The sequence below is a fragment of the Actinomadura sp. 3N407 genome, assembly GCF_052245875.1.
In the GTDB taxonomy this organism is placed as follows: Bacteria; Actinomycetota; Actinomycetes; order Streptosporangiales; family Streptosporangiaceae; genus Spirillospora.
On sequence record NZ_JBQQBP010000026.1, the window covers coordinates 1 to 24,053 of the forward strand.

24 protein-coding genes are annotated in these 24,053 nt (G+C 69.9%); 12 read left to right on the plus strand and 12 right to left on the minus strand.

Going from position 1 to position 24,053, the window contains the following annotated elements; genetic code table 11:
- Positions 1 to 296: 296 nt before the first annotated feature.
- A complete protein-coding gene (locus ACTWPP_RS39750; RefSeq protein ID WP_443109633.1) occupies positions 297 to 866 on the plus strand; it encodes a class I SAM-dependent methyltransferase in 570 nt (189 codons plus the stop codon).
- A gap of 245 nt (positions 867 to 1,111) precedes the next feature.
- Here the strand turns inward: ACTWPP_RS39750 and ACTWPP_RS39755 are convergent, their stop codons facing one another.
- Entirely contained in the window at positions 1,112 to 1,501 is a 390-nt protein-coding gene (locus ACTWPP_RS39755) for a RidA family protein (protein WP_443109634.1), read from the minus strand.
- 726 nt (positions 1,502 to 2,227) lie between these two features.
- Here ACTWPP_RS39755 and ACTWPP_RS39760 point away from each other — a divergent pair.
- Genes ACTWPP_RS39760 through ACTWPP_RS39780 form a run of 5 tightly spaced genes read left to right on the plus strand, consistent with a single transcriptional unit; the run spans position 2,228 to position 5,802 of the window.
- Positions 2,228 to 3,802, plus strand: coding sequence for an ATP-binding protein (locus tag ACTWPP_RS39760; protein ID WP_443109635.1), 1,575 nt, complete (start codon positions 2,228 to 2,230; stop codon positions 3,800 to 3,802).
- Between the two features lie 30 nt (positions 3,803 to 3,832).
- A complete protein-coding gene (locus ACTWPP_RS39765) occupies positions 3,833 to 4,267 on the plus strand; it encodes a roadblock/LC7 domain-containing protein (protein ID WP_443109636.1) in 435 nt (144 codons plus the stop codon).
- A complete protein-coding gene (locus ACTWPP_RS39770) occupies positions 4,264 to 4,629 on the plus strand; it encodes a DUF742 domain-containing protein (protein ID WP_443109637.1) in 366 nt (121 codons plus the stop codon). Before ACTWPP_RS39765 ends, ACTWPP_RS39770 begins: the two co-directional genes overlap by 4 nt.
- Positions 4,610 to 5,191, plus strand: a complete 582-nt coding sequence (locus tag ACTWPP_RS39775) for a GTP-binding protein (RefSeq protein WP_443109638.1) — start codon at positions 4,610 to 4,612, stop codon at positions 5,189 to 5,191. Before ACTWPP_RS39770 ends, ACTWPP_RS39775 begins: the two co-directional genes overlap by 20 nt.
- A 29-nt stretch (positions 5,192 to 5,220) precedes the next feature.
- A complete protein-coding gene (locus ACTWPP_RS39780; protein WP_443109639.1) occupies positions 5,221 to 5,802 on the plus strand; it encodes a GAF domain-containing protein in 582 nt (193 codons plus the stop codon).
- A gap of 7 nt (positions 5,803 to 5,809) precedes the next feature.
- On the opposite strand, the gene ACTWPP_RS39785 is transcribed toward ACTWPP_RS39780, so the two are convergent.
- From ACTWPP_RS39785 to ACTWPP_RS39805, 5 genes are all read right to left on the minus strand, one after another.
- The gene (locus ACTWPP_RS39785; protein WP_443109640.1) at positions 5,810 to 7,312 is read right to left on the minus strand and encodes an acyl-CoA dehydrogenase family protein; all 1,503 of its coding nucleotides are present in this window, start codon (positions 7,310 to 7,312) and stop codon (positions 5,810 to 5,812) included.
- 374 nt (positions 7,313 to 7,686) lie between these two features.
- On the minus strand, positions 7,687 to 8,220 hold the full coding sequence (locus tag ACTWPP_RS39790; protein WP_443109641.1) for an isoprenylcysteine carboxyl methyltransferase family protein: 534 nt from the start codon (positions 8,218 to 8,220) through the stop codon (positions 7,687 to 7,689).
- 4 nt (positions 8,221 to 8,224) lie between these two features.
- Positions 8,225 to 9,286 carry a type III polyketide synthase gene (locus tag ACTWPP_RS39795; RefSeq protein ID WP_443109642.1) on the minus strand — a complete coding sequence of 354 codons (1,062 nt, stop codon included), beginning with the start codon at positions 9,284 to 9,286 and terminating at the stop codon, positions 8,225 to 8,227.
- A gap of 141 nt (positions 9,287 to 9,427) precedes the next feature.
- Entirely contained in the window at positions 9,428 to 10,012 is a 585-nt protein-coding gene (locus tag ACTWPP_RS39800) for a sigma-70 family RNA polymerase sigma factor (RefSeq protein ID WP_443109643.1), read from the minus strand.
- Positions 10,013 to 10,362: 350 nt separating this feature from the next.
- A complete protein-coding gene (locus tag ACTWPP_RS39805) occupies positions 10,363 to 10,923 on the minus strand; it encodes a hemerythrin domain-containing protein (protein ID WP_443109644.1) in 561 nt (186 codons plus the stop codon).
- Positions 10,924 to 11,715: 792 nt separating this feature from the next.
- Here ACTWPP_RS39805 and ACTWPP_RS39810 point away from each other — a divergent pair.
- Positions 11,716 to 12,156, plus strand: coding sequence for a DUF6098 family protein (locus ACTWPP_RS39810; RefSeq protein WP_443109645.1), 441 nt, complete (start codon positions 11,716 to 11,718; stop codon positions 12,154 to 12,156).
- A gap of 102 nt (positions 12,157 to 12,258) precedes the next feature.
- Here ACTWPP_RS39810 and ACTWPP_RS39815 read toward each other — a convergent pair whose 3' ends face one another.
- Positions 12,259 to 13,461 carry a M20 metallopeptidase family protein gene (locus ACTWPP_RS39815; RefSeq protein WP_443109646.1) on the minus strand — a complete coding sequence of 401 codons (1,203 nt, stop codon included), beginning with the start codon at positions 13,459 to 13,461 and terminating at the stop codon, positions 12,259 to 12,261.
- A gap of 70 nt (positions 13,462 to 13,531) precedes the next feature.
- On the opposite strand from ACTWPP_RS39815, the gene ACTWPP_RS39820 reads away from it, so the two are divergent.
- Positions 13,532 to 14,653 (plus strand): Lrp/AsnC family transcriptional regulator, encoded by a 1,122-nt coding sequence (locus ACTWPP_RS39820; RefSeq protein WP_443109647.1) that lies wholly within the window; start codon positions 13,532 to 13,534, stop codon positions 14,651 to 14,653.
- A gap of 91 nt (positions 14,654 to 14,744) precedes the next feature.
- Here the strand turns inward: ACTWPP_RS39820 and ACTWPP_RS39825 are convergent, their stop codons facing one another.
- Positions 14,745 to 15,383, minus strand: coding sequence for a DUF305 domain-containing protein (locus ACTWPP_RS39825; protein ID WP_443109648.1), 639 nt, complete (start codon positions 15,381 to 15,383; stop codon positions 14,745 to 14,747).
- A gap of 167 nt (positions 15,384 to 15,550) precedes the next feature.
- Here ACTWPP_RS39825 and ACTWPP_RS39830 point away from each other — a divergent pair, with 167 nt between their 5' ends.
- Entirely contained in the window at positions 15,551 to 16,999 is a 1,449-nt protein-coding gene (locus tag ACTWPP_RS39830) for an LVIVD repeat-containing protein (RefSeq protein ID WP_443109649.1), read from the plus strand.
- A gap of 204 nt (positions 17,000 to 17,203) precedes the next feature.
- On the opposite strand, the gene ACTWPP_RS39835 is transcribed toward ACTWPP_RS39830, so the two are convergent.
- Entirely contained in the window at positions 17,204 to 18,259 is a 1,056-nt protein-coding gene (locus tag ACTWPP_RS39835) for a S1 family peptidase (protein ID WP_443109650.1), read from the minus strand.
- 192 nt (positions 18,260 to 18,451) lie between these two features.
- Here ACTWPP_RS39835 and ACTWPP_RS39840 point away from each other — a divergent pair, with 192 nt between their 5' ends.
- Both ACTWPP_RS39840 and ACTWPP_RS39845 read left to right on the plus strand, forming a co-directional pair.
- The gene (locus tag ACTWPP_RS39840) at positions 18,452 to 19,303 is read left to right on the plus strand and encodes a DUF72 domain-containing protein (protein ID WP_443109651.1); all 852 of its coding nucleotides are present in this window, start codon (positions 18,452 to 18,454) and stop codon (positions 19,301 to 19,303) included.
- A gap of 152 nt (positions 19,304 to 19,455) precedes the next feature.
- Complete coding sequence (locus ACTWPP_RS39845) at positions 19,456 to 20,052, plus strand: CBS domain-containing protein (protein ID WP_443109652.1); 597 nt, start codon at positions 19,456 to 19,458, stop codon at positions 20,050 to 20,052.
- A gap of 101 nt (positions 20,053 to 20,153) precedes the next feature.
- Here the strand turns inward: ACTWPP_RS39845 and ACTWPP_RS39850 are convergent, their stop codons facing one another.
- From ACTWPP_RS39850 to ACTWPP_RS39860, 3 genes are all read right to left on the minus strand, one after another.
- Positions 20,154 to 20,717, minus strand: a complete 564-nt coding sequence (locus ACTWPP_RS39850; RefSeq protein WP_443109653.1) for an HU family DNA-binding protein — start codon at positions 20,715 to 20,717, stop codon at positions 20,154 to 20,156.
- Positions 20,718 to 20,799: 82 nt separating this feature from the next.
- Positions 20,800 to 21,600 (minus strand): SAM-dependent methyltransferase, encoded by an 801-nt coding sequence (locus ACTWPP_RS39855; protein WP_443109654.1) that lies wholly within the window; start codon positions 21,598 to 21,600, stop codon positions 20,800 to 20,802.
- Positions 21,601 to 21,945: 345 nt separating this feature from the next.
- Positions 21,946 to 22,986 carry a helix-turn-helix domain-containing protein gene (locus tag ACTWPP_RS39860; protein WP_443109655.1) on the minus strand — a complete coding sequence of 347 codons (1,041 nt, stop codon included), beginning with the start codon at positions 22,984 to 22,986 and terminating at the stop codon, positions 21,946 to 21,948.
- Positions 22,987 to 23,108: 122 nt separating this feature from the next.
- Between ACTWPP_RS39860 and ACTWPP_RS39865 the strand changes: the two genes are divergently transcribed.
- The gene (locus tag ACTWPP_RS39865) at positions 23,109 to 24,053 is read left to right on the plus strand and encodes an alpha/beta hydrolase (RefSeq protein WP_443109656.1); all 945 of its coding nucleotides are present in this window, start codon (positions 23,109 to 23,111) and stop codon (positions 24,051 to 24,053) included.

The window sequence follows — 24,053 nt, forward strand, 5'->3', positions numbered from 1 at the left end:
GTCACCGAAACCGTCCGGGAAGCCGTCGAACGCCGGCTACGCGCCGTGGGCCGCCGCGGACGCCTGGCCTACTGGCACGGCGAATACGGCGACCCCGACCCCGAGCGCACATCCGAACCCTGAAAGGCATGGTCCGGCCGAACTCAGGCTCGGCCACACGATCCGGTTGACGGGGCGCTACCGGGTGGAACAGTAGAAGCATGCGGCAGCCGGGCCCCTCAACGCCACGCGCCGGCCCCTCGCTCCCTGGGCCAAATCGATTCGATCGATGGGCCGACAGCTACAACAGCAGCCAGTTGCAGAACCTGCTGTACGAGCCGGTCCACCAGGCGGTCATTCGATACATACACCACCATGTGCGGCCGCCCTCCTACATTCTGGACGCAGGTTGCGGCACCGGACGTCTGCTATTCAGACTCGCCGACCAGTACCGACCAGCGCACCTGGTGGGGGTCGACCCCTCAATCCGGATGCTCGACCATGCCACCGGGACCCTGACCGCCCACCCCAACACCAGCCTGGTCGCTGCACCTGCCGAGCGGCTTCCATTCGCCGACGGCGCCTTCGACCTCGCGCTGATCACATTGTCCCTGCGCCACTGGCAGAACCGCCAGGCCGGCCTCACCGAGATCAGCCGAGTCATGGCGGCCGGAGCCAGCCTCATCATCGCCGACGCCTTCCCCGACCAGTCAGGCCACAAGCGCACGATGAAGCTCCGCCGGTCTGCCCCCTCCCTCCCAGACCAAATGCGGCGCTCACTGACCGCCGGCGGCGTGCGCATCGACCGCATCACGGCGCTCCGCCTCACCGTTCCCATCGCGGACATCACACTCGTCCAGGCCACCAAGCCATCGGAAGGCCAGTAGACAGCCGGCCTCTCCTCTTCCGGCGGCCGTATCGCGTCCCGAACCGAGCGGTCGCCTCATCGTCGGTGGGTGGCGTGGTGGCGGGTGGCGCCGACCACGGCGCGGGGAATCATGTTGGGCCTACCACGATCCTCCTCTGCGACCCAGTCGGTTGGTGGCGAACGCGAGGGTCGTCAAGCTCGGCGGCTATCGCGGCGTTTGTGGGCGGCGTGACGGCCGCTGATCTGGCCTGATCACGTGGGCTGTTACGGGGTGGCCCGCCGTGCGTCCACCTCGATCTCGATCTTCATGCGGGGGTCGGCGAGTCCGCACACCAGCATCGTGGCGGCCGGCCGTACCTCGCCGAAGGCGCGGCGCAGCACCGGCCAGCAGGGCTCGAAATCCGCGCGGTCGGGCAGCAGATACCGCACCCGCACGACGTCGACGAAGGTGCACTTCGCCTCGGCCAACGCGGCCTCGATGTTGCGCAGGCACTGCGCGGCCTGCTCCACCACATCGTCGGAGATGGTCATGGTGGCGTAATCGAACCCGGTCGTGCCGGAGACATGCACCCAGTCGCCGTCGACCACGGCGCGGGCATAGCCGATCTGCTCCTCATAGGTCGAGCCGCTGAGGATCGCGCGTCGTTCTGTCATGCGCCGAACACTAAATGACCAGCGTCGATCCCGCAGCCGCGCCCCTCGTCGTGCCCGACGGGGGTCCCTCCGGCCGCACGGCGGGCATCGCGCAGCTTCGCTGAGGCCGACCGATCCGTCGCCTGGTGGACAAGGCCGCGAGCCGGCCCGTGTCACTCTCGTCCCGGCAGGACGGGGGTTGCCGCGCAGGGCGGCGAGTCCTCACGGACGGCCTGGCCGCGGATCGGCCTATCGGCGGGCAGGCCGGCCGCCTGCGGATCGGCCTCGGTCGCCTTGACCGGGCTGCTGCCGTCCCCGGATCGTCCAATGCTTTATCGGCTGCCCGTTTTACCCCTTTGCAGTTGTCCGCCGTGCCGAGACCGCACCTCCGCACCAGTGGACGGATGACGCCAACCAAATTCTACAAATATCGGAATAATTAGACATTCTAGGACGGATAGCCCGATAGCGTCCCCGGGTCGCCGGAATCTCGGCTTTCCGTGCTTCCCCGACGAGGCGTTGTGACAGGCTGGGGACGGGCTGTACCCATACGAGTACGTATTACTCAGTATCGTGATCTCTGCTGTCGACGCACTGAGGACGCCGATGCCTGACTTTTTCGAACCCTCTGCCGGCGCTGAGCACCAGGATGCCCGACGAACCGGCAGGTCACTGATCGGTGGTATACGTCGGCAGGACGGTATACGTGCCTTTCACCTGTCCATTTCCGTGCTGCCCGCTGCCATTGTGGGAATCCTCGGATTCGCCGCCGTGGCGGTCCTGTACAGCGGCGACGCCGTGACCCAGGAGGCGCGCCTGGTGCTGACCGCGGCGGCCATGGGCGTCGCGATCACCCTGGGAGCCGCCGCGGTGGGGGCGGACGCGGCGACCCGCCGGGTGCACCGGCAGCGCGCCCAGTCGGCCGTCCGCGACCACGAGAACATGCAGCGGCGGCTCGGCGAGCTCGGGTTCTTGGCCGCCCGCAGCCGGCGGGACCTGCAGAGGCTGGCCGAGAGGCTGAGCGTCGGCGAGACGGCCGCACCGTGCAGCGAGGACTACCCCGCCCCCGACACCGGCGACCCCGTCATGCAACTCGCGCATGAGCTTCGGACGTCGCACAGCACGGCCTGGAACGCCGTGCTCGGTGCCGCGAGCCGCGAACCCGCCAACCAGCGGGTGGGCGTCTTCGTCAACCTCGCCCGGCGGATGCAGTCCCTGTCCCATCGGGCCATCCAGGGACTCGACGAGCTGGAGAACCAGGTCGAGGACCCGGACCTCCTCAAAGGGCTGTTCAAGGTAGACCACCTCACCACCCGCACGCGCCGCCAGGCCGAGAGCCTGGCCGTGATCGGCGGTGCCACCTCGCGCCGCCGGTGGAGCAGGCCGGTGACCATGTACGAGGTGCTGCGCTCGGCCATCGCCGAGGTGGAGCACTACAACCGGGTCAAGGTCGTGCCGCCCGTCGACGGGAGCCTGCACGGCGGCGCGGTCGCGGACGTCGTCCACCTGCTGGCCGAGCTCATCGAGAACGCCACCAAGTTCTCCCCGCCGCGCACGCAGGTGCTCATTCGCGTCGAGAGCGTCAGCGCGGGCCTGGCCATCGAGGTCGAAGACCGGGGCCTCGGCATCCCGCGGCGAGACCAGCGGCGGCTGAACGAGCTGCTCGCCGACCACGAGCGGACCGACACCGAGGAACTGCTGAAGGACGGACGCATCGGGCTCCTCGTGGTCTCCGCGCTCGCGCGCCGTCACAAGATCCAGGTCCAGCTCCAGGCCAATGTCTACGGCGGCACGCAGGCCATCGTCGTCGTGCCCGAGGAACTGGACGGCAGGGAAGCGGAGGCCGCCGAGGTACAGCCCAAGGAGAAGCCGGCGCACTCCCAGGCCGCCCGGCTTCCGGCCGCGAGCGCGGCGGCGGTCTCGGCTCCGCCGTCGGCGCCTTTCCCCGGCTCCGAGCCGGGCATCGAGGCCCTACCGAATCCGGCGCCGAACGACCGTGGTGCCCCCGGCACCCACCTGACCGCGGAGCCGCCCTCTGCGGCCGAGGGCGGCTCCCATCGCCGGTCCGCGCGGCCGTCCGGTCCGCCGACGGACATGCCGGACCTCGGACCGGCCGTTGCGGAGGACGCCGGTGAGCGGCCGCCGTTGCCGCAACGCCAGGCCCAATCCCACCTGGCGCCCGAACTGGTCAATGACCCCGCTCCCCAGCAGGACGATCAGGATGTCGAGCACAATCCCGGATTGATGGCGGCATTCAAGAAGGGCATACGCAGCGGCCAGGAGAACGACGGACCGGTGGATGGTCCCGAAAACGTGAACTGACGAGGCCTTACGAATGATAAGGAGCGTGCGTTGAGTAGTGTCTCCCCGAACCAGGCTGAAGATCTTGCTTGGCTGTTGCGGGGGCTGAGTGAGGAGGTTCCGGTCATACGCGGCAGCGTGCTGCTGTCCTCCGACGGCATGCTGAAAGCCGCCCATAGCTTCGACCGCGCCAGTGCGGAACAGCTCGCCGCACTCGCGTCGGGACTCTTCTCCATAGCGCGGAGTGCCGGAACGAAGTTCGACAACAGCAACGAGGTGCGGCAGGTGGTGGCGGAGCTCAAATCCAGCCAGCTGTTCATCTCCTGGGCCGGCTACAATTCCGTGCTCGCGGTACTGGCGAACGCGGAGGCCGACCCCGCCGTCGTCGGTTTCGAGATGGCGCGGTTGATCAAGGCCGTCCGGCCCTTCCTCCACACCGCGGCACGATCGACGGCCACGACGAGCGACCGGCATCAATCGCCATGACAGCCGGTGACGATGATGTCTGGCTCGACGAGGACGCCGGCCTGCTGGTACGCCCGTACGCGGTGACCGCCGGCCGCACCCGTCCGACCGTCGACCTGGACCTGCTGTCCTTGGTGATGGCGGCCGACCGGCCTTCCCCGGCCATGGACCCCGAGCATGCCAAGGCGCTCGAACTGTGCCGCACGCCGACCTCGGTCGCCGAGGTCGCGGCGCATCTGCGGCTTCCCGTGGTGGTCACCAAGGTCGTCCTCTCCGATCTGGTGGACCGCCGGGCGATGACCAAACAAGCGGCGCGAACCGCGGCCGACCCCACAGACCGAGCCCTTTTGGAGAAGCTGCTCGATGGCCTACAACAAGCCTGAGGTGCTCCCGACCCAAGTCAAGATCCTCATAGCGGGCGGTTTCGGCGTCGGGAAGACGACCCTCGTCGGCGCGGTGAGCGAGATAGAACCGCTCAGCACCGAGGAACTCATCACCTGGGCGAGCGTCGGCATCGACGACCTCGGCGGGGTGGAGGAGAAGTCCACCACCACCGTGGCGTTCGACTTCGGCAGGATCACGATCGAGCAGCACGGGATCGTGCTCTACCTTTTCGGAACGCCCGGGCAGCGGCGTTTCTGGTTTCTGTGGAACGAGCTGTCCGCCGGGGCGCTGGGCGCCATCGTGCTCGCCGACACCCGCCGCCTGGAGGATTGCTTCGAGGCCGTCGACTTCTTCGAGAACCGGGGAACCCGGTTCCTCGTCGCGGTGAACGAGTTCGACGGCGCGTTCCGCTACGAACCCGACGAGGTTCGAGCCGCCCTCGGACTCGACGCGCGCGTGCCGATCCTGCCGTGCGACGCACGGGACCGCTCCTCCGCCCTCTCGGTGCTGAAGGCCCTGATCCGGCATCTTCTCGTCGCCGCCCCCTCTGCCTCTGCCTGACCGCAGAACCGCCACACATGGAGAACTCCGTGATTCACGATCCGCTCTATGAACCTCCCGGCCACCTCCTGACGCCCGTCGACCCCGAAGTGCCCCAGCGAATGGCGCGGCTGCGAGAGCTCGGTCTCGGGCAGCAACCTGACGGCGAGCTGGACGCGCTCGCCCGCAACCTCGCCGAAACCGCCCGGCATCTCGTCGGCGCCGACCAGCCCCCGTTCGCGATGGTGAACTTCGTCACGGACCAGCAGTACCTCGGCGGCCTGTACGCTCCGCAGGCTCCCGGGGCCGATCCGGCCGACGCCGTGGAGCTCGGCCGGGAAGTTCCGCTCGACCACGGGTACTGCCCGCACGTCGTCGTACGGCGCAGGGCGCTCGTCCTGGACGACGTGTGCGACTACCCGCGCTTCGCCGGCAACCCGGTCGTCGACAAGCTCGGTATCCGCACCTACGCCGGGGCGCCCCTCATCGACCACACGGGCACGGTCCTCGGCACGATCTGCATCATCGACCGTGAGCCGCGGCCCTGGGGCCACCCCGGGCTCAACCTCATCAAGGAGCGGGCGGCGGACCTGATACAGCTGATCCGCCGCCGGGAGGGACTACCGGGCTAGCTCCAGATCACACCTCTGCGGCGACGGGGATGGAGCGGGACGGCAGCACGCCCGTCTTGGACGGGGCAGGCTCGTCCCCGACGCCGAGCACACCCGTGGAGAGCAGGCCGAACTCCGTGGCGACGCCGGCGATGTCGGCCTTGAGGAACTCGATCGCCGTCCAGGCCGTGCCGGCATCGGTGCCGGTCTCGGCGGCCCACCGCATGACCTGGCCGATCGCGAACACGTAGGCGATCGCGCGTCCGGCCAGGACCAGGTGCTCCTGCCGGAGGTCCTGGTCGAGGAACCCGAGGTCCAGACGGTGCGTGATGACCGCTGACGCCGTGAGCGGCCACTCCGCCAGGAACCGGCTGAGGGCCCGGCCGTCCGTCCTGGCCAGGCAGTATTCGGTGAGCTGCTGGCTGAGCAGATCGTTGGTGCCGTCGAAGATGGTGTAGACGCGGGCGTCGAGGAACGCCTGGGCGGAGATGTTGGTGGGGGATCCGCAGCGGTACCCCTCGCCGCCGGTGAGTTGCTGGTAGTGGTGCGCCGCACTGAGCATCCGCTCCGTGGCGACCGTCTTGATGGCCTGCACGGCGGGGAACGCGCCGATCATGTCGTCCCGCATGTCCAGCACGGTCCGCAGGTAGTGGTTGAGCGCCGCGCAGACGGTGTGGGAGGCGTCGATGGCCGCCAGCCGGTAGCGGACGAAGCGGATCCCCGACATCGGCCCCGGACCGATCTTGCGACGGTCGGCGTACGCATGCGCCTCACGCCTGATGCGGCGCAGGAATCCGCAGCCCATCGCGGCCATCATCGCCCGCGACGCCATGAGCATCTCCGCCATCGGCCGCAGGGTCCTTCCCTCGGCCGCGATCCGCCTGTGCCGGGGGACGACCGCGTCGATCTCGTTGAGGCCGTAGTCGATGACCTTCAGGCCGAGCGGCTCGTAGGGCTGCAGGGTGCGGAACCCCTCGCTGCGCTTGACGATGAAGTAGCCGTACTCGCGGCGGCCGTGCTCGTCATTCTTCGCGCTGACCAGCCACCAGTGGGCGCTGAGGCTGAACGCCTGCCAGTGCTTGCGGCCACGGATCCGGTAGCCGCCCTCGACGTCCTCGAAGGTGGTGCTCATGCCGGACATGGCCGAGCCACAGCCGGGCTCGGTCGAGGCGAACCCGCAGATCATGGGATCGTCGCCGGCGTACAGCGGCAGCACCTCCCGCTTGGCCTCCTCGCCGGCCCACAGCACGATGGGCCGCAACGCCACCGCACTGATGACCGTGACGTACATGCCGAGCGGCAGGTTCCATTCGGACAGCGTCTCGACGACCTGGCACATCTCGCTGTGACTGTCGCGGCCGCCGTACTCCTTGGGCAGCGTCGGCAGCAGCACACCGGCCCTCGTCAGCGACGTCCAGTCGTCGGCGGGGAGGTTCTGCTGCGGGTAGATCGCGGAATCGAATCGACGGGCGACCGCCTCGAGGCCGACGATGAACTCGTTCGTTGACAGAGACAGTAGATCATTTGCCACGGTGTCCGCTCCTACGGGTCGGTCCCTGTCGGTGCGAGGGGAAGCCGTCAGTTCCGGCGATCAAGAGCACGCTGATGTCCGATTCAGTATCAACACCAGGCCATGAACCACCTCCCGAATCTTCCGGATCTGTGGGCTTACGCAATGGTCAATCGGCCGATCACCATGCGCAAGGGACATCTGGCTTACCGTAGCGGGCGCAGAGCCCGCTCCACCTCAGGTGACCTGCACACCCTCACGGATCAGTAAGGCTTTCCTCCGCACCCGCAAGCTGCCTGTTCAGAGCATGATCGCGGCGAAGGCCAGGATGCACTGCACACCATGTTCCCAGAGCCCGGCTCAGGAATCTGAGGCTCGCTCAAGTCGCCGGCCCATCAATGCTTGGCAGCGGCGATCGTGGTGAGGGCGTGTCGGAGCGCGGCGTTCTCGGTCTTGATGCGGGTTCTCAGCAGACCCAGGTTCACGATGGTGAAGAGCGATGCGGTGAGCCAGCAGGTGTGCACCAGCGGCAGCGCGATTCCCTCGGCCATGACCGCGAGGTAGTTGGGATGGCGCAGCCGGCGGTAGGGGCCCCTGTCCACCAGCGGCAGGGCCGGAACGATGATCACCCGTGTGTTCCACTGCTTGCCGAGCGCGCCGATGCACCACCAGCGCAGCCCCTGGGCCAGGACGGCGAGACCCAGCATCGACCAGCCGAGGACCGGTACGAAGGGCCGGTCGAGCAGCCACGCCTCCAGCAGGGCACCGCCCAGCAGGCCGACCTGGGCGGCGACCATCCACGGGTAGTGGCCGCGCCCGTACTCGATGCCGCCCCTTCGCCCCGCCCAGGCCAGATGGCGGCGGGACACGACCAGTTCGGCGATCCGTTCGGCTCCGACGAGGGCGATGAGCAGCGTGTACGCGATCACTTGTTCACCAGCGCAGCAGCACGAGTTCGGCGGAGAACCCGGGTCCCAGCGCCATCAGCAACCCGGGTTCGCCCTCCGGCGGGCGGCGCTTCTCGATCGTCTCCTGCAGCACGTTGAGCACCGAGACCGAGGACAGATTGCCGACGTTCTGCAGGGAGTCCCACGTCAGATCAAGTTCACCCTGCCTCAAGGCGAACGCCTCGGCGACCTTCTCGATCACCTTCGGTCCCCCGGGATGGCAGACCCACGAGGACACTTCACCGGGAGACAGTCCGTGCTCGCTCAGGAAGGCGGCGATGTCATCGGCCAGCGTCGCCTCAACGTGATCGACAAGGTCGGCGGCCAGGACGATACGGAAGCCGTGCTCACCGACGTCCCACCCCATCAGCCTCTCGGTACCGGGATAGAGCCTGCTGCGGGTCGCCACGATCCGAGGTCCCCGGCGGCTCGTCCCCCGTACGTCGGTCTCCCGCTCGCCGCCGACCGCCACGGCGGCGGCGGCACCGTCCCCGAACAGTCCGCTGGCCACCAGGTTGGCCATCGAGCGGTCTTCGCGCTGCGCCGTGAGCGAGCACAGTTCGACGCAGATCAGCACCGCCACCTGGTCGGGCCAGGCACGCAGGTAGTCGTACAAGCGCGACAGTCCCGCGGCACCGGCCGCACATCCCAGACCGAAGATCGGTACCCGCTTGATGTTCTCCCGCAGCCCCAGGCGCTGGGCCAGGGCAGCGTCCAACGAGGGGGTGGCGACGCCGGTCGAGGAGCAGAAGACCAGCTGATCGACCTGCGACGCGTCGATTCCGGACGCGTCCAGTGCGCCCTGGGCGGCCTGTTCCCCGAGGGTGAGGGCGGCGTCGACGTAGGCGTCGTTCGCGGAGGTGAAATCACCCAGGTCCTTGTACTTCTCGATCGGGAAGGCCAGGTGCCGACCTTTCACCCGGGTGGCGGCGTGGAAGCGCTCCAGCAGCCGCCGGTCGGCCCCGGTCCCCTCAGCGACGGCCTCGGTGATCTGGTGCTGGTCGTAATGATGTTCCGGCAGGACGGTCTGCACGGCGGCTACACGCACGGCTCCCCCTCACGGCGCCTCCGCCTCCCCTGCCCGCCAGGACGGATCCGATGCGGCTCCGGGGCGGCGCCCTGCCGAAGTGCGGTGTTCTTGAGAGCAGCCGCCGGACGTGGCGATCGGGGACTGTGGCTCGTCCCCGATCTAAGCGGAGGTGGCGAATCCGTGCTGGCGGGCGTAGTCCACCAGTTGCGCGCGCAGCCGGCGGCGGCCGCGGTGGAGCCGGGACATGACCGTCCCGATCGGGACCTCGATGATGTCCGCGATCTCCTTGTAGGAGAACCCCTCCACGTCCGCGAAGTAGATGGGCAGCCGGAACTCCTCCGGGAGGTCGCCCAGGGCCCGTTTCACCTCCGAGTCGGGGAGGTGTTCGAGCGCGGTGGTCTCGGCGGACTTGAGGCCGCCGGGCGTGTGCGAGGCCGCCTCCGCCAGCTGCCAGTCCTCGATCGTCTCTCCCGTCGCCTGGACGGGCCGGCGCTGCTTCTTGCGGTACTCGTTGATGAAGTTGTTGGTCAGGATGCGGTAGAGCCAGGCCCTCAAGTTGGTGCCCTCCTTGAACTGGTGGAACGAGGAGAAGGCCCTGGCGTAGGTGTCCTGGACGAGGTCCTCGGCATCGGCGGGGTTGCGGGTCATGCGCAGCGCGGCGGCGTACAGCTGGTCGAGATAGGGCACCGCGTCCCGTTCGAACCGCCTTCTCTCCTGGTCCGCGCCCGCATCGGTCATGAGCATCCGGGGCTCCGTTCCCGCTCTCCGCCGCCGGCTTGCCGAACGGCGCGTCGGACATCTGACCGGGGACTGTGAGCTGCCGTGTTCATATCGCCCCTCACTTGGAGTCCGAAATGAACCGTATGCCCGACATTTGGCGCCCCTAACGATCACACCTGGGCTCGTCCCGTCCGTTCGAGAGACCGGTTATCGAACTCGACGGCGCGGCGGCATGAGACTCTGCGAATTCAACGCGCAACGTGCCCGGTCGACTCCTGTCGGTCATCCATTCCCCCGCCCGGGACGGCAGGAGCACACTCGGGATCTCATGCCGGGCGATCTCTGCCCCACCACCCGCCGCCACAAGGCGCAGTTCAGTCGCTACCGCGGCCGGTCAGGCGGTCACGGACCCGGTCCACCAGGCCGGCGCCGGGAGCCAGCAGCTTGTTCAACGGCGGCGTGCTCGGCGCCGACGGGTGCGGCCGGGTGGGAGCGATTCGCTTGGCGGACTGGACCTTGTCGCCCAGCTCCAGCAACTGGTCGGCGTTGGCGTGCTCGGCGAGCCGAGGGAACAGGTCGCCTTCTTCTTCCCGGACGTGAGCGGAGACGTCGTCGATGAGCCGGTTCACCAGTGTCATGAAGCCTTCGTGGTCGGCGTCGGCCTGTTCGAGTTCTTTGAGGATGCGTTCCACCTCGGCATGGTCGGCGATCTCCTTGTCCGCTAGTTCGTCGCCGCCCGGCACGAGATCGCGGACGGCGGGATACAGGTGGATCTCCTCGGCGATCGAGTGCCGAACCAGTTCGATGGTGACGTCGTCGGTGATCCGGCGCCGCTCCTCCGGGTCGGTCGCAGCCGTCAGCTCATCGAACATCTCCTCGACTTCACGGTGATCGTGAGAAAGGACCTGGATCACATCGCGCTTTTCGTCTCCCATGGGAACTCCTCCGGTCGTCTGCGGCCCAGCACGGATGACGCCGGGTCAGGCACCGCCCAAGACAAATGGCACTGACATGCGCTGATCACCCGACACGGCCGCGTATACCCTCACGGGCGGACAGCACACGTTGACTGTCCGTGCCTCTGCGGCAGAAGCTCGGTTCATTACCGAAGACGTCACGAACTTCTCCTTCTGAAATCTGGACGGACCGCATTCTTCGTTCGGTTTCGCGATGCCCTGCGATATCGATATTCGTTATAGAACTTTCGAGCTCGTGCAAGGAATGGAGCACGTGGCACTTAGGCCGGCCCAGGTGCGGTCGAACAGATGACCGGGAGCGCGCGATCATCGTTCAGGCTTACGAGTCAGACGGCGGCGCCCGAAGATCAGGATGATGTCCTGCCGTGACGATGCGGGTCGTCGCCACGGGCGGGCCCGCCGGGGCGGTGCGACGCCCGCTGGAAGCTCTCGGCATCGACACCACCCGGGCCCGGTTGACCACGGACGGGTTCGCTCTCTATGGGAGCGGTGGCTTGATCGCTGTCGGTCTGCCCATTGAATGAGGTGTACGGCATGGTTCCCCTCCATGTCCGGCGCACGTCACGCTCCACCAGAGCCCTCACGCCGCAGTCGGCGGTTCGTTGGCCACTGCCCGGCAGTCCGCGGACCAATCACGATCTGATCGCACGTGTCGAGACGGATCAGCGGGCAGGCACACCACCCAGCGACGGGCAGCGTCCGCGGCGGTCGTCCGTGAATCGACCGGACGCGACGGGGAACAGGCTGCTCATGGCGCTAGAGGTGATCACGGAACTGGGACGGCTCGCGGAGCTGCTGGACGCCCGCTCGCCGCTGTTCGTCCGCTGGTCGGCGGACCCCGAGGCCGACATGGCGAGCCCGCACAGCACGGACGGGCTGACCGGCGCCGAACTGCCGGGCCTGTCCGCCAACCCACTCGCCGTCGAGCCGTGGTGGGGAGATCGTTCGACCGTCCTGTGGGTGGCGCGGCGCCTGCACGACTACTCGCACCTGGAAAGGGCCCGGGCGCACGGCGCACGTCCCTGGGTGCTGGAGGGGGATGAGGTCAACCGCGGCCCCGACAACGAGCCCATCGTGGCCAGCCCCAAGCCCGTCGCACTCATCGACAGGCAAGTCCTTGAACAGGCCGAGGACGTTCTGAAACACGACACGAACGGTGACTGGGGACCGCTCGACCGCGAAGGAGGGTGACTCCTTCGCAGCGGCGGCCGTACGGAGCCACCACGTGGCCCAGAGTCAGGCTCGCCGGGGCAGAGCGATCGTAGATAGAAATGGCGCCACGGCGGACTATGGTCAGGCGTCCTTCACCACGTGGCCGGGACGTCGCGCGGCCAGCGTGGCCAGCAGGAGGGCGGCGTCCGGCAGGACGGAGTCGTCGAAGACGGCCTGCGCGGAGTGGTTGGCCGGGGCGGCTGCGGGGTCTGGGACGGGCGGGCAGGCGCTGAGGAAGAGCATCGCGCCGGGAACCTGCTGCAGGACGTAGGAGAAGTCCTCCGAGCCGGGAAGCGGCTGAGGCGACTCGAACACGCGCCCCTCGAACAGCTCCTCGGCGGTCTCCAGGGCGAACCTCGCCTCGTCGGGGGCGTTCACCGTGACCGGGTACTGGTCCTGGTAGTCCACTTCGGCCTTGACGCGGTACGCCGCGGCGATGCCCTCGACGGTCTCCAGCACGACGTCACGGACGTTCTTCCGGGCCTGTTCGGAGAAGGTGCGGACGGTCGCCTCCAGGTTCCCGTCCTCGGGGATCACGTTGCGGATCGTGCCCGCCCACAGCTTCCCGACGGTGACCACGGCCGGGTCCAGGGGGTCGATGGACCGGGCGATGCGCGTCTGCAGCGTCGTCACGATGTCGCACAGCGGCGGGATCGGGTCGCGGGCGAGGTGCGGAGCCGAGCCGTGCCCGCCCTTGCCGACGACCCGGACGTCGAAGGTGTCGCTGGAGGGCATGAACGCGCCGGGCCTGGTCATGACGAATCCGGCCGGGAGCCCGGTGGAGAAGACGTGCAGGGCGTAGGCGGCGGCGGGCTCGCGTCCGGCGGCGTCCAGCAGCCCCTCGTCGATCATGACCTTGGCACCGGCGTAGCCCTCCTCGCCGGGCTGGAACATGAACACCACGTCCCCGGCGAGTTCCCCGCGGTGCGCGGCCAGCAGCCGTGCCGCCCCGACCAGTCCCGCGATGTGCAGGTCGTGGCCGCAGGCGTGCATCGCCCCGGGGACCTGCGAGGCGTAGTCGACGCCGGTCTCCTCTCGGAGGGGCAGCGCGTCCATGTCGGCGCGCAGCAGGACGGCCGGGCCGGGGCGGCCGCCGCGCAGCACCGCCGTCACCGAGCTGAGGTCCTTCCCGGTGGAGATCTCCAGAGGCAGCCCGTCGAGGGCGCGCAGGACGCGCTCCTGGGTGCGCGGCAGGTCCAGTCCGATCTCCGGTTCGCGGTGCAGGTCCCTGCGCAGCGCGGTCAGCTCTTCACCGAGAGTGGCGGCGTCGTCATATGAGAACATTGCGGCAGTGTGCAGCAGTAACCACTCAAGCCCTTTGGAATGCCGGGAACGGATACTTTTGGCCGATCGTTTGCATGGATCCACCGATCTGGACGAACTCGACTACCTCATCGTCAGCGCGCTGCAACACGAGCCGAGGGCGGAGTGGCGGGCGATCGGCGCCCGTCTCGGCATATCCCCGTCCACCGCGGCCCGCCGCTGGAACCGGCTCAGCGAGGCGGGCCTCGCGTGGCTGATGTGCTACCCGACGGCGATGCCCGCCGGCCACCTGCTGGCCCTCATCGAGCTCGACTGCGCGCCCGGACGCATCCACGAGACGGCCATGGCGGTGGCCGACGACCCGCACCTGTTCGATCTCGGACATGTCACCGGCGGACGCGACCTGCTGCTCATCGCCGTGTTCACGGGCCAGGCGCAGCTTGCGAGCTACATCGGCTTCCGGCTCGGCGCCCTGCCGGGTGTCACCGCCATCCGGGCGCATCCGACGACCGCTCTGCACACCGACGGCAGCCGCTGGCGGCTGGACCGGCTCCTCGGCCCCGTCCCGGACCCGGCGCCCGCCCATAACCCCGGTGGGAGCCCCCTGCGCGAGGGCGACGAGGCGTTCATTCGCCTCCTCGGCGCAGACGTCCGGCAGAGCGTGACGGCCCTGGCCGGGCGCACCGGCCTCAGCCCCACCACGGTTCGCCGCCGGCTGGCCCGGCTGGAACGCGACGGCACGATCGCCTACCGCTGTGAGGTCGCCCGGTCCCGTTCCGGCTGGCCCGTCGGCGTCACCTTCTGGGGCTCGGCACCGGCGCGTACCGTCGGCCGCGTCGCCGGCCGGCTCGCGGGCCTGCGCGAGACCCGCCTGTGCGCCTCCTTGTCGGGTGCGCACAACGTCCTGCTCTGCGTCTGGCTCCGTTCGCTCGACGACATCCCGGCGTTCGAGAGCTCCCTGGCCGCGCACGCCCCCGAGCTGACGGTCGCCGACCGCTCCCTGACCTTGTGGAGCCTGAAGTTCGCCGGCCAGATCCTCGACCCCGGGGGCCGCCGGCTGCGGTCGGTACCGCTCGGCGCCTGGACGCCGGGCCTCGCCGGCGAGGCGGAGGACTCCTTCATCGCCGCACTCGCGCTCCCCCGCGACCCCGCATCCGGAGAGGCTCCACGGCCGGTCGGGCCGCCACCGCAGGACGACACCGCGAGGAAGTGACCGTCCGAGCAGTCCCCACGGCGCGCGGATCTCGGTGAGTTCGGCGCCCGGATGGCGGTCCCACCGGAGGTCGTTGCGACCGCGGACGCGGTCAGCTCGCCAGCAGGCCCCGCATGCGGCCGATCTCGGCCATCTGGCTGGACTGGACGTCGCGTGCCAACTCCTGGACGGTGACGTTGGTGCCCTTGTACAAGACGTCCTTGACCATGGTGAGCGCGCCCTGGTGATGGGTGATCATCAGCGTCAGGTACAGCTTGTCGAACGCGGCGCCACGTGCCTCCCTCAGCTGCTGGAGCTGCTCCGGCGTGGCCATCCCCGCCATGCGGGCGTGGTTCGCGCCGTGGTCGCTGCCGTGCGCCTTCAAGACGGCCTTGGGGTTCCGCTTCAGCCACGACCGCATGGCCGCGATCTCGACCTTCTGGGCCGCGTCGATGCGGGAGGCCAGCGACCGGACCCGCTCGTCGGACGCCCGGTCCGGGGCCAGGGCGGACATCTCCAGCGCCTGCACGTGGTGCGGGATCATCATCTGCACGAACCCGACCTCGGCCGCGTTGGGGGGCGCCGCCTCGCGCGGGCCTGCGATCCCGGTCTTGTTGGGTTCACCCGGGCGGCCCGGGACCAGCACGGACCTCGACGGGGCCGCCTCCGGTTCGTCATCGCCGCCGCAGCCCGTCAGGACGGCGGCGGCCATCACGACCCCCGCGCCCGCCACCGCGATCCGATGCCGCATCCAACCTCCCAGTTCCGGCCGGTCACCCACCCGGGACCGTATCCCCAGAGCGAAGCGTCAGAAAAGGGCCTTTTGGTATCAAGATGCGCACAGACATGTTCAGACCTATGCATCAACCCCGAAACGCTTCATACTCCGTGGTGATCAGAACCCGTTTACCGGGGGCCATGGAGACAAAGGAGTCAGGAGTGGCGCCAGCGCCCAAACGAAGAACCAGACGCAGAACCCTCTTGGGTGTCCTCTCGGGCATCCTGCTGGTGGTCTCGGCCGTAGCCGTTCCGGCGTCGGCCGACCGCGTCCCGGACAACGATGAGATCACCAAGTCCCCGAACCTGCACCATGTGGCGAACATCCCCAAGCAGGGGCCGCTCGCCGGGCCCGACGCGTTCGGCTCGGACTGGGCCTTCAAGGGCCGGTACGCCTTCGGCGGCAACTATGAGGGCTTCACGGTCTACGACATCAGCCGGCCCACGCGGCCGAAGGTCGTCACGGTGGTGCACTGCCCGGGCTCCCAGAACGATGTGTCGATCGCCGGGAACCTGCTGTTCCTGTCGACCGACAGCTCGCGGAGCGACGACTCGTGCCAGTCCGTACCCAAGCCCGCGACCGACAAGTCGGCGTGGGAGGGCATCAAGATCTTCGACATCCGCGACGTGCGCAACCCGCGCTACGTCAAGGCCGTCGAGACCAAGTGCGGCTCCCACACCAACACCCTCGTCCCGGGTAAGCGCGGGACGGCCTACATCTACGTGTCCTCGTACAACCCGAGCGACACCTACCCCGACTGCCGGACCCCGCACGACCTCATCTCGATCGTGAAGGTTCCGCTGTGGAACCCGAGCGCGGCGCACGTGGCGGCCGAGCCGGTGCTGTTCCCGGACGGCGGCAACCCCGGCGATCCGCCGGACACGCCGTGGCCCGGCCAGACCAGGGCGACCTCGGGCTGCCATGACCTGACCGCCTACCCCGACAAGGACCTGATGGCCGGAGCCTGCATGGGCGACGGTGTGCTGTTCGACATCTCCGACCCGCTGAAGCCGCGCACCATCACCAGCGTGCGCGACGACGAGAACTTCGCGTTCTGGCATTCGGCGACGTTCAACAACCGCGCCAACAAGATCGTCTTCACCGACGAGCTGGGCGGCGGCGGTGCGGCCACCTGCAACGCGGAGGTCGGGCCGGAGAAGGGCGCCAACGCCATCTACGACATCGTCGGCAAGGGCAAGCACCGCAAGCTGAAGTTCCGCAGCTACTACAAGATCCCGCGGCACAACACCGACGCCGAGAACTGCGTGGCGCACAACGGCTCGCTGATCCCGGTGAAGGGCAAGGACATCATGGTGCAGTCCTGGTACCAGGGCGGCATCTCGGTCATGGACTTCACCAACTCCCGGAAGCCGAAGGAGATCGCCTGGTTCGACCGCGGCCCGTGGTCGGACGAACTGCAGATCGCCGGCACGTGGTCCACGTACTACTACAACGGCTACATCTACTCCAACGACATCCAGATGGGCCTGGACGTCATCGACATCCGGGACCGTCGAACCGACAGGGCCAAGCGCGTCAGGCTCGACATGCTCAACGCCCAGTCCCAGCCGAACTACTACGACGACTGACAGTGACGATGTAGGCGAGCGCCTCCTGGCGGGGTCCGACCCAGCGGCTGACCGACCGATGGTCGTCAACCGGGTTGATCGGCCCTGGCCGGGAGGCGCTCGCGTGCATCCACGCGGGGCCGGACCCTGGCGCCCGAGAGAGAATGGGCAGGGCGAAGGGGCCGCGGAGAGCACTCCGGGCCCCTTGCGGGTGCGCGGCGTGGCCTAGGAGACCTCGGCGCCGAAGGCCTGCAGGGGTTCGGTGACCGGCTGGAAGAAGGTGACGCCGCCGATCTGGCAGTCGCCCGAGCCGCCCGAGGTGAGGCCGAGGGCGGTGTTCCCGCTGAAGAGCGGGCCTCCGCTGTCGCCCGGCTCCGCGCAGACGGTGGTCTGGATCATGCCGGTGACCGTGCCCTCGGGGAAGTTCACCGTGGCGTTGGTGGCGATGACGCGGCCGGTGGCCAGGCCGGTGGTGCTGCCGCTGCGCGCGACCCGCTGCCCGACGACGGCCTCGCCGGCCTGCGTGATGTCCTGGGCCTGGCCGTTGTAGAGGTTGACCGCGCCCTCCCCCGGCTGCGCGGACCGCACGAGCGCGAAGTCGTCGCCGGGGAAGCTGCTCCGCACCGTGGTCCCGAGGAGCTCGCCGCCCTGCTGGTCGGCGGTCCAGTTCCGGACGGCGTTGCCGCAGTGCCCCGCGGTGAGGAAGAAGTCCTGCTGCCCCACCGTGACATTGAAGCCGAGGGAGCAGCGCGAGCCCTGCCCGAAGATCGCGTCGCCGCCGAGCGCGAAGGTGCGCAGGCGCCCGTCGATGTGGACCATCCGCACCGCCGGCCCCATCCGCCGGGCCATCCGGCGGACGGTCGCCATCTGTGCCCCGCCGACCGAGTCGTCGGTCCAGACCGTGACCCGGGAGGTGGCGGGATCGACGGCCCAGCCGGTGCCGGGCACGCTCGTGAACGACTGGCGGAGGGTCGCGGTGATCCGGTTCAGCGCCGCCGGGCTCCGCTGCGTCATCTTGGGCACGGCGCCGGCCTCGCGGACCATGGCGGCGTCGTCGGCGTTGGTGACGGTGACGACGGGCCGGCCGGCGGAGTCGAGGTAGGCGCCGGTCGTCCGGGCGCCGAGACGGTCGGTCAGCCGCGCGGCCAGGGTCCCGGCCGAACCGCGCGGGGTGTTCGATGCCTGTTCGCCGGTCAGCGTGGCCTGCTGGCCGCCGGACCGGTCCGGCATCCGCACCACGTACAGCGAGCCGGCCACGAGACCGGCGGATCCGGCGGCCACCGCGGTCCACGTGACCGCTGTGCGCAGACGACTCTTTCTCGCCCTCATGGGGGTCCTCCAAGGTCCGACATCCCGATCTACGGGTGGAGATACGGGCCCAGAGCGGGCGGAGTTCAAGTCCCCGAGGAGCGGCAGGTGGAGGGGGTCTCGACACGGGGCGCCGGAGGGCCGGGGTTCGGTAGCGTCGGGTTCATGCGGCTTCATGTGGGGTGCGCGATGTGGACGCATCCGTCGTGGCAGGGGCGTTACGTCCCTCATCCCCTTCCGCCCGGTGCGCGGCTGAGGGCCTATGCGGGCTGGTGCAACGCCGTGGAGGGCAACACGACCTTCTACGCGACGCCGTCGAGGAGCACGGTGGAGTCGTGGGCGGAGCAGACCGCGTCCGACTTCCGGTTCGTCCTCAAACTGCCGAAGTCGATCACGCATGAGCGGCGGCTCGCCGGGTTCGACGAGGAACTCGGGGCGTTCCTGGCGGCGATCGAGCCGCTCGAGTCGCGGACCCATGCGCTGTGGGTGCAGCTGCCGGGGTCGTTCGGTCCCGCGGATCTCGGGACGCTGGCGGGCTTTCTGCGCCGCCTGCCGAAGGCGCACAGGTATGCCGTCGAGGTGCGTCACCGCGCGTTCTTCGAGGAGCCGGGGTGCGAACGCGACCTCGAACGGGTTCTCGCCGGGGTGGGGGCCGAATGGGTCCCCTTCGACACCACCGTGTTCTTCCGGAGCCGCCCGGCCAGCGACGCCGAACGGGACGCCTGGACGAAGAAGCCGCGCGTACCGCGCAGGTCGGCGGCGCTGACGGACCGCCCGATCATCCGCTACCTCGGACGGGACGACACGGCGACGACGATCGAGGGATGGCGGCACTGGGCCGGGAAGGCCGCCGAATGGCTGCGCGAGGGGCGATCGCCGACCGTCTTCGTCCACACGCCGGACAATGCGGAGGCGCTGACGCTCGCCCGCCGGTTCCACGACGAGGTGAGGGGCCGGGTGCCCGAGCTCGATCCGCTGCCCGAGCCGGAGCCGGCGGAACCGCCGACCCTCTTCTGACGGCTCATCCGCCGGGGCGGCCGATCTCAGCCGCCGAGGTGGTGGACGAACGGCCCTGGGCTTGCGGCGGCCCCCGGGCGATCCTGGACGAATGGGTCAGGGACGTCCTGCCCGGGTAGGTGAACGGCGTCCTCGCCGGAAGGAGAACACGCATGCTGGTCCGGGAGGCGATGACCTCGCCCGTCGTGACGATTCCGCCGTCGGCCACGGTCCGCCAGGCCATCCGCATCCTGCACGAGCACTGCGTCACCGCGCTGCCGGTCGTGGACGAACCGGGGCGGCTGGCCGGCATCGTCAGCGAGATGGACCTGCTGCAAGGCGTGTTCGAGCACGACCCGAGGGCCTTCGTCCGGCCCGTCGCCACCACCGCGAGCCCGTCGCCGCGTCTCGTGGAGGAGGTCATGACCCGCGAGGTGGAGACCGTCCGTCCCAACACCGACGTCGCCGTGCTCGCCGAGACGATGATGAAGACGAGGATCAAGAGCGTCCCCGTGCTGGACGGTTCCACCATCGTCGGGATCGTCAGCCGCCGCGACCTCATCGCGATCCTGGCCCGCGGCGACGCCCGCATCCGCGACGACGTGCTGGCCGCGATCGCGGAGTACGGGGCGGTCGGCGCGCGCTGGGACGTGTCGGTCCGGGACGGCGCCGTCGAACTGCGCGGACGCGCGGACGAGTCGGCGCAGCGGATCGCCGACGTCCTGGCCCGGACGGTTCCCGGCGTCACCCGCGTCTCGATCCACGGCTGAAGCCCCGCAAGTCCAGCGCGTCCAGCCAGCTCCGCACCGACCGGCGCTCAGGCGGGCCGGGGGCGAACCGCCCGGCGGGAGCGGGCTGAGCGCGCGTGCGGCTACTTGCCGGCCTTGGCGCGGGCCTTCGCCTTGCCCTGCTTCTTCTTCGCGGACGAGGAAGCGTCCGCCTTGCCCGCCTTGGCCTTCTTGGCGTCCGCGCCCTTCTTCGCCTTCTTGGCGCCCTTCCCCGCGTTCTTTCCGCCCTTGACGTCCTTGGCGGTCTTGGGGGTCTTGACGTTCTTGGAGGTCTTGGGCTTCTTCGGGCCGGGCTCCTCGACCACGACGCTGACCGTCGCGTCCGGCGGGGCGGCCGCCGCCACGCCCTGCTCCTCGGGGGCCGCGGAACCGCTCCCTGCGACACGGTTCCGGAACGTCTGCCCGGACCGGAAACGCGGAACCTCGGCGGCGGGCACCTCGACCGGGACGCCGGTGCGCGGATTGCGGGCGCTGCGCGCCGGGCGGGACAGGCGGTCGAACGTCCCGAACCCGGTGACGATGACGCGCTCCCCGGCGGACACCCGTTCCATCACGGTCTCGACCACGGCGTCGACGTGCAGGCGGGCCACGGCCTCGTCGCTCCCCGCGCGTTCCGCCACGGCCCTGACCAGTTCGCTGCGGTTCATGCGCCATGCCCTTCACTCTGGCGATATGTGCCGACAGCCTAGCCCGGCGCGACGGTGCCGACCCGCGGATCGGCCCCGGTGGTCAGCGTGTCTTGCGCCCGACACCTCCGAGCGTGCCGACGTCGGCGGACGTGGGCGCGTCGAACGGAACGGGGTCCGGACGCCACCGCGTGATCGGCACGAGGCCGGGTTCCACCGTTTCGAGGCCGTCGAAGAACCCGCGGATCTCCTCCTGCGAACGCAGCAGATACGGGACGGCCCCGGTCTCCTTGTAGCGGTCGTGGGCTTCGAGGTGCGACTCCCCGGCGTTGACGCTGTCGGCGAGGGCGAGGAAGCTGCCGGGCGGCAGGGCGTCCATCAGGCGGCTCACGATCGAGCGGGCCTCCTCGTATTCCTGGACGTGCCCCAGAACGCCGATCAGCGTCAGCGCGGTGGGCCGGGAGAGATCCAGCGTCCGGGACGCGGCGCGGACGATCTCGCCGGGGTCGCGCATGTCGGCGTCGACATAGTCGGTCGCGCCCTCCGGGGCGCTGGTGAGCAGGACGCGGGCGTGCGCCAGCACCAGGGGGTCATTGTCGACGTAGACGATCCGGCTTTCGGGCGCCACCCGCTGGGCGATCTCATGGGTGTTGTCCACGGTCGGCAGGCCCGTCCCGACGTCGAGGAACTGCCTGATCCCCGCCTCGCCCGCCAGGTACCGCACGGACCGCGCGAGGAAGTACCGGGCCGCGCGGGCGACGTCGACGATGCCGGGGAAGATCTGCTTGTACTGCTCCCCCGCCTCACGGTCGACGGGATAGTTGTCCTTCCCTCCCAGCCAGTAGTTCCAGACACGCGCGGAATGGGGCACGTTCGTGGCGAACTCCTCCGGTAGGTCGTTCATGGGCCGCTCCGGTTCGCTCACCTGTGGACTCCAGCCATGTCTCTGCGACCTCCGCGGGCTGCCCGCCCTCGGTGTCGATCTCGCCGTCGGGTTCCCGCGAAACCGGGCGGGCCGGTCACCGCGGCCGGGTGCGCCATCTCCGTGATGGCCGGGCTGTCCCTTGTATACCGATCCGCGGACCGTCAGCGCGGGGTTATCGAGAGGGAAGAGGTCTTCGTCGTCCGGGACGCGAGTCGTCAAGCCCGGGCATGAGGCCCGCGGCGGCCGGCGGCGGGGCCACACCGGCGGATCGGCAGGGCGGCGACGGCCCGGGACGACCTCGGGAGCACTCCGTTGCCCGGGTGGTCATTCGGAGGTGTCGCGCAGGTGCCGCAGCAGGACGGCGAGGCCGAGCCGCAGCCGCCCGCCCGGCCCGGAGAAGGAGAAGCCGAGCCGGGACTCCGCATACGCGAGCCGCGCGGCGGCCGTGCTGTGATGCCGATGCACCCGGGCCGCGGCCTTGCGGGCCGAGCCGGTCGCGCAGAACGCGGTGAGGACGGCCAAGATGTCGGCGCCGTTCGGCTCGGCGGCGAGCCGATCCAGCGCGACCACGTCCGCGATCTCCGCGATGTCCTCGTCCCGCAGCAGGTCGGCCAGGGCCGCGAGCGCACCGAGGCGGTCATGGTGGACGACGGCCGGGCCGGGCGAGGCCACGGTCGTGAAACGCAGCGCGGTGCGGGCCCGCCTCCAGGACACCGGGGCCTCGATCGCGGGCAGCGCCGGGCCGACGCCCACCCGGACACCTCCGGGCAGACGCTCCGGAAAGGCCGGTGGAAGCGATCGCGCCAGGACGGCGTGAACGCGTCCGAGCGCGGCCACGCGCGGACGCGGCCCGGGGAAGGCCGCGAGGACGTCCGCGATCGGAACGTCCCCGGCGGCCACTGCCAGCACGTGCAGCCCGGCGGCCGGCTCGACGCGCATCAGGTGAAGGGCCCGCGAGCGTTCCGGCTCCCCCGCGCCGGCCGACAGGGCCAGTTCGACGAGCCCCTCGTCGCCGGGCCGCGGCGCGGAGGCGTGCTCCAGGAGCAGAGCGGCGGCGATCGCGAACCGTTCGAGGACGATGTCGTCCAGCGGGAACGGCGCGCCCTCCCTCGCCAGCCACACGCGGCCCGTCCCGGAGATCTCCCGCACGAGCGGACCGGACGCGCGGCCGGGCTCCGAACTCAGGGACACGCCCGTCGCGTCGTCGTCGAGGCCGGCCGGGCACTCGGCGAGCCTCGCGGTCTCCCGGACGAGGATGTGCGGGCTCACCTTCCCGGCGATCAGCCCGTCGAAGAAACCGATCACCCGGACGGCGTTCTCCGCGTCGGCGTCCAGCGCCGACAGCCGCAGGAGCAGGCCCTTCATGGACGAAGAGTACGACACCCGACGACCGGCGGATTCCGGGCCGGTTTCTCCGGCACGCGACGGCTGGGCAGCGGACGCGAGGAGGCCGAGACTGGGAGCCGGCCGCCGAGAGGAGCCCCCAGGTGACGTACGCCTTCGACCCGGAACTCGTCCCGTGGATCTCGATGATGCCGCGGATCACGCTCACCGACGTCGATCGGATCCGCCGGGACGAGGCGGAGATGTTCGGCGAGCCGCGCTACGAGCCGCCGGTGCCGCTGGAGATCCGCGACATCTCGGTGCCGGGTCCGCGCGACGCGCCCGACGTCCCGGTGAGGATCTACTCCCCCGTGGCCCGGGACGGCGACCTCCCCGGAATGCTGTTCATCCACGCGGGCGGGTTCGTCCTCGGAAGCGTCGACATCTCCCACGACGACGCGGCGTGCATCGCGGCCGAGGTCGGCGCCATTGTGCTGTCCGTCGAGTACCGGCTCGCCCCGGAGTCCCCCTTCCCGGCCGGGCTGGAGGACTGCTACGCCGCGCTGACCTGGACGGCCGCCCACGCCGCGGAACTCGGCATCGATCCCGGCCGGCTCGCGGTCGGCGGTGAGAGCGCGGGCGGCGGCCTGTCCGCGGCGGTCGCGCTGATGGCCCGCGACCGCGGCGGCCCCGCGCTGTGCTTCCACCTGCTCGGCATCCCGGAACTCGACGACCGCCTCGACACCCCGTCGATGCGCGCCTACACCGACACGCCGATCTGGAACCGGCCCAACGCCGAACTGAGCTGGGACTACTACCTCGGCGAAGGCGTCCGCGGCACCGGCGGCGTGTCCCCGTACGCGGCGCCCGCCCGCGCCGCAGACCTGTCCGGACTGCCGCCCGCCTACGTCACCACGTGCGAGTTCGACCCGCTGCGCGACGAGGGCCTGATCTACGCGCAGCGCCTGATCCAGGCGGGCGTCCCCACCGAGGTGCACCACTACCCCGGCACCTTCCACGGCTCCACCATGATCAGGGAAGCGGCCGTCACCAGACGCATGCACGCCGACCGCCTCGACGCCCTCCGCCGCGCCCTGGCCCCCTCCTGA